A 3825-nucleotide genomic window follows, 5' to 3' on the forward strand; every position below is an offset into this window, starting at 1 on the left:
GGGCGGGCAGGATGCTCCGAAGTTCCGAACCCTTTGGGAAGCCGCCCGGAGGGCGTCTACGGAGGAAGCCTCCGCTCGGACTTCTCTCCACCCCACAATATTATTAAAGCTCTTGTGGGGTGGGCTTCTAGCCCGCACTGTTTTTAGTTTATTTATGCCTTTCTACTTAGATGGCTATTTTGTGAGAGTGTATGATACACTTCTTAACTTTGACAATTATTTTTGTAGTAAAAATTATCATAAGTATTTTTTCTTTTTCTGCCAGCTAAAAATTGCCAAACTGGCAACCAAGCTTACTTTTATTAATTTATTATCTCGGGTATTATAATTATGAAGCTTAACCAGCGGTGCTAAAACTACTACCAATTAATTACTCGCTTCCACACATTCATATGTAATAGTGAGGAGGCAGTTCAATGTCAAATCGATTATCTGAGATGTTTCTGAGTTTCTAGATGCATTCCTTCGTTACTGAAGGAATGCTATCTAATTTTGTAGCTTACCTTCTCACACACCAAAAATATTTGTCAGTAAAACAACCAAATTAAAGTAAAATTCATCCTCACCAGAAGTTGGGGATATGTATCTTGCTAACTAATCCCTTCGCATATTCAGTAACTCTTGGGGAGAGGCCAAAAGTTTAATTTTGACGTAAAGAATTTGCCGCTGTTGGTTGAGGATAAATTGCCACAAAACATTGACACCGCACCAAGAAGTTTGTGCTTTGCCTGTAACCTGAAATTGGACTGTACCCTCCTCTAAATTCTCGGAGACTCCTTGGCGAGGGTATGCTTTAATATCTGAAGCTTCTTGTTTTAAATAACTAGCGATCGCATCTTGTCCAACAATTCCAGATTCAAATGGTGGATGCATTATGCCGTCGTCTGCAAATAAGCTAGCAGTATCATCAAATTCTCCTGCATTTAAGGTTTGAAAGTAACGCAGGATTGTTGGTTCTGCAATTCCTTCTATTGTGAATTGCTCTGGAACTGTAGCAGATTGCGATGGCTGTGATGAAAGCATAAACTCAACTCCAGATTATTTTCTATGCAATTTACACACAACAGCAAATTCAAACCTGTTGCTGGAGATGTATTTTTTTGATGGTGGTTAGTAGATAGTGGATAGTGGTTAAAAACTAACTACTAACCACTAACTACTAACTACTAACAAAACACTAATAAAAATTGCCCTTTATTTTCTCCCCGCCACTAGAGGAGATATAAAGAGCAATTGGCTTGTAAATAAGGGAGATAAGGAAAGATATTGCGAATTTATTTAGTACAGGATGTCAGGAAATATTAACTAGTCGTAGAGGAGTAAAAAGCTTAGGGTCTAAGCATTTTCTCCTCTGGCATAGCTGCTTTCATGTATTAATCAGCTAGAGGATCAACACCCATGTCGGTTACAACTTTGCGAAGAACGGTGATTTGTTGACCAAAATCAAGTTCTTTGAGCGCTTCTAATACCTGCACGCCATCACGAGAGAGTTGATAGTTAGATGGCATGGGAACGACGAAGCCTTTAACCATTAATTCAGATAGTTCGTACCAGAAAGCCAGCTTTGTATTGGCGCTCAGGATACCGTAGGAACGAGTAAACTGAGTATTTTTCTTAGCAGCCAGGTCGCGCATTACCTGCAACTGCTCTGGATGAGACATCTGCTTAATTTGATTCAGCAGACCTTCGGCTAACTGTAAACGAGCAGCACCGGTAGCAGCTGGCGTAATTGAACGTCCCATTTCGGTGTAAGCATACCAGAGTACTGCCAACTGGTCATCTACACTTAGGCTTGTAAATACAGCAACAGTAGATGCAACGGCGTCACCTGGCTGGTTGCTGTAATTGAAAGATCTAGAAAAACGAGTTTGTGCTGAATCAGTAGTGAATGTCATGATTGCACCACAGTTGGTTTAGTGAATACGCTGGGAATTGCCAAGAGCGTTTTTTGCTCTTGTTTTACATTTTGCATTATTTGTTTACAAATTGCAAATAAAATTTACAAATAGTGTTCCTAAAAAAGAGCAAATACATGCATAGACTCAGATAATCATGTATTGACTAGATAATGTATAATCTAGATGCAACCAATCCGGCAAATTTTCGATAAGGTAAATGAATCAATTTTCCGGAACAAGCAGCAGTAAAGTAAAGCAAAAAGCCTTAGAGTTGGGATTTCACAAGGTAGGAATAGCTGCTGTGGATGGGGTAGATGAAGATACAGAGGCGCAGCGGTTACAAGCATGGATAGCGCTGGGTTATCACGCTGATATGGAATGGATGACTTCCCCCAAACGTCAGGATATTCGGTTGGTAATGCCAGAAGTGCGATCGCTAATATGTGTTGCTCTCAACTACTACACACCACATCAGCGTCCTGAAGGTAAGGAATACGCCAAGATATCTCGTTATGCCTGGGGACGAGATTATCACAAAGTCATGCACAAAAAACTAAAAGCACTTTCCTCCTGGTTACAAGAACTAGATGAAGGAATACAAGCATGTTATTACGCAGATACAGGGCCTGTACAGGATAAACTCTGGGCACAACAAGCCGGAATTGGATGGATTGCCAAAAATGGTAACGTGATCGTGCGGGAGTATGGTTCTTGGGTGTTTTTGGGAGAAGTGTTGACAAATCTAGAATTGACCCCGGATACTCCCCATACGCAACACTGCGGTTCTTGTACTCGCTGTATACAGGCTTGTCCTACAAACGCCATAACTAGTCCATTTGTGGTAGATGCAAATCGCTGTATTGCCTATCACACAATTGAAAATCGGCATGACAAACTACCAGAGACAGTTACACCTCACTTGCAAGGCTGGGTTGCTGGTTGCGACATTTGCCAAGATGTTTGTCCTTGGAATCAGCGTTTTGCACATGCAACTGACGTAGCAGAATTTCAACCTTATTCTGGGAATCTTGCACCTAAGCTGATAGAATTAGCCCAAATCTCCGATTCAGAATGGGATAAACGATTTCCGGCATCGGCGTTGCGGCGGATTAAGCCAGAAATGTTACGACGGAATGCCCGTGCTAATCTAGACGCATTCCAGCAGGCACAAGAATGACCCAGAAAGTAATTATTTTTGATTTTGATGGCACGATCGCTGATACAGTAGATGCTCTTGTAAGTATTGCCAACCGTTTAGCAAAAGAATTTGGTTATGTACAAATCACTCCAGAAGAATTGGCTTTGTTAAGAAATTTAACTTCTAGAGAAATTATTAGTTACTCCGGTATTTCGCTGTTTAAAATACCGTTTCTGGTTAAAAAAGTCAAAGGAGAATTAAAAAACAAAATCCCAGAGTTAGAACCAATTCCAGGAATGAAAGAAGCCTTGACCTTACTTAAAGCCGAAGGTCATCGGCTAGGAATTATCACTTCTAACTCTAAAGATAACGTTACAGAATTTTTAACAATCAATTGCTTAGATAATTTTTTTGAATTTATCTATTCAGGAGTTACTATTTTTGGCAAAACTACTATTATTAATAATTTATTAAGACAAAAACAGATCCGGACTGAAGAAGTCATCTATGTTGGTGATGAAACCAGAGATATAGAAGCATCGAAAAAAGCAAATATTAAAGTAATTGCTGTAACTTGGGGATTTAATTCACCCGAAGTATTAGCCAAACAAAATCCTAATTTTCTAATTCACCACCCAAGTGAACTGGTGGAAGTTATAAATGTTAGTTAAGAGGATGTTTGAAAAGTTTTCAGAGGTCAAAGATTATGCCAATCGCCTCACCATAATGCGGATCATGGCAATATATAAAAAAGTCTCTGATGTTTCGGGTAATAATTCATAATCGCGA

Annotated in this window: 5 protein-coding genes and 1 pseudogene; 3 read left to right on the forward strand and 3 right to left on the reverse strand. The window is 39.8% G+C overall.

Going from position 1 to position 3825, the window contains the following annotated elements:
• Positions 1-328: hypothetical protein (locus HXY43_RS25525; protein ID WP_290889656.1), on the forward strand; the 328-nt coding region annotated here is incomplete at its 5' end.
• Positions 329-594: 266 nt separating this feature from the next.
• On the opposite strand, the gene HXY43_RS25530 is transcribed toward HXY43_RS25525, so the two are convergent.
• Both HXY43_RS25530 and HXY43_RS25535 read right to left on the reverse strand, forming a co-directional pair.
• Complete coding sequence (locus tag HXY43_RS25530) at positions 595-1023, reverse strand: ketosteroid isomerase family protein (RefSeq protein ID WP_290889659.1); 429 nt, start codon at positions 1021-1023, stop codon at positions 595-597.
• A gap of 350 nt (positions 1024-1373) precedes the next feature.
• The gene (locus tag HXY43_RS25535) at positions 1374-1895 is read right to left on the reverse strand and encodes an orange carotenoid protein N-terminal domain-containing protein (protein WP_290889663.1); all 522 of its coding nucleotides are present in this window, start codon (positions 1893-1895) and stop codon (positions 1374-1376) included.
• A gap of 220 nt (positions 1896-2115) precedes the next feature.
• Here HXY43_RS25535 and queG point away from each other — a divergent pair, with 220 nt between their 5' ends.
• Both queG and HXY43_RS25545 read left to right on the forward strand, forming a co-directional pair.
• Positions 2116-3075 (forward strand): tRNA epoxyqueuosine(34) reductase QueG, encoded by a 960-nt coding sequence (gene queG, locus HXY43_RS25540; protein ID WP_290889666.1) that lies wholly within the window; start codon positions 2116-2118, stop codon positions 3073-3075.
• Positions 3072-3707 (forward strand): HAD-IA family hydrolase, encoded by a 636-nt coding sequence (locus HXY43_RS25545; protein ID WP_290889669.1) that lies wholly within the window; start codon positions 3072-3074, stop codon positions 3705-3707. Before queG ends, HXY43_RS25545 begins: the two co-directional genes overlap by 4 nt.
• Before the next feature lie 33 nt (positions 3708-3740).
• Here HXY43_RS25545 and HXY43_RS25550 read toward each other — a convergent pair.
• Positions 3741-3825, reverse strand: a pseudogene (locus HXY43_RS25550) (IS5/IS1182 family transposase); the annotation flags it as partial.

The sequence above is a fragment of the Fischerella sp. genome (assembly GCF_013388695.1).
In the GTDB taxonomy this organism is placed as follows: Bacteria; Cyanobacteriota; Cyanobacteriia; order Cyanobacteriales; family Nostocaceae; genus PCC9605.

Bases quoted from the DNA above. Each gene is read 5' to 3' on its own strand.
- queG (WP_290889666.1), top strand. From the start codon at position 2,116: ATGAATCAATTTTCCGGAACAAGCAGCAGTAAAGTAAAGCAAAAAGCC.
- HXY43_RS25535 (WP_290889663.1), bottom strand. From the start codon at position 1,895: ATGACATTCACTACTGATTCAGCACAAACTCGTTTTTCTAGATCTTTC.
- HXY43_RS25530 (WP_290889659.1), bottom strand. From the start codon at position 1,023: ATGCTTTCATCACAGCCATCGCAATCTGCTACAGTTCCAGAGCAATTC.
- HXY43_RS25545 (WP_290889669.1), top strand. From the start codon at position 3,072: ATGACCCAGAAAGTAATTATTTTTGATTTTGATGGCACGATCGCTGAT.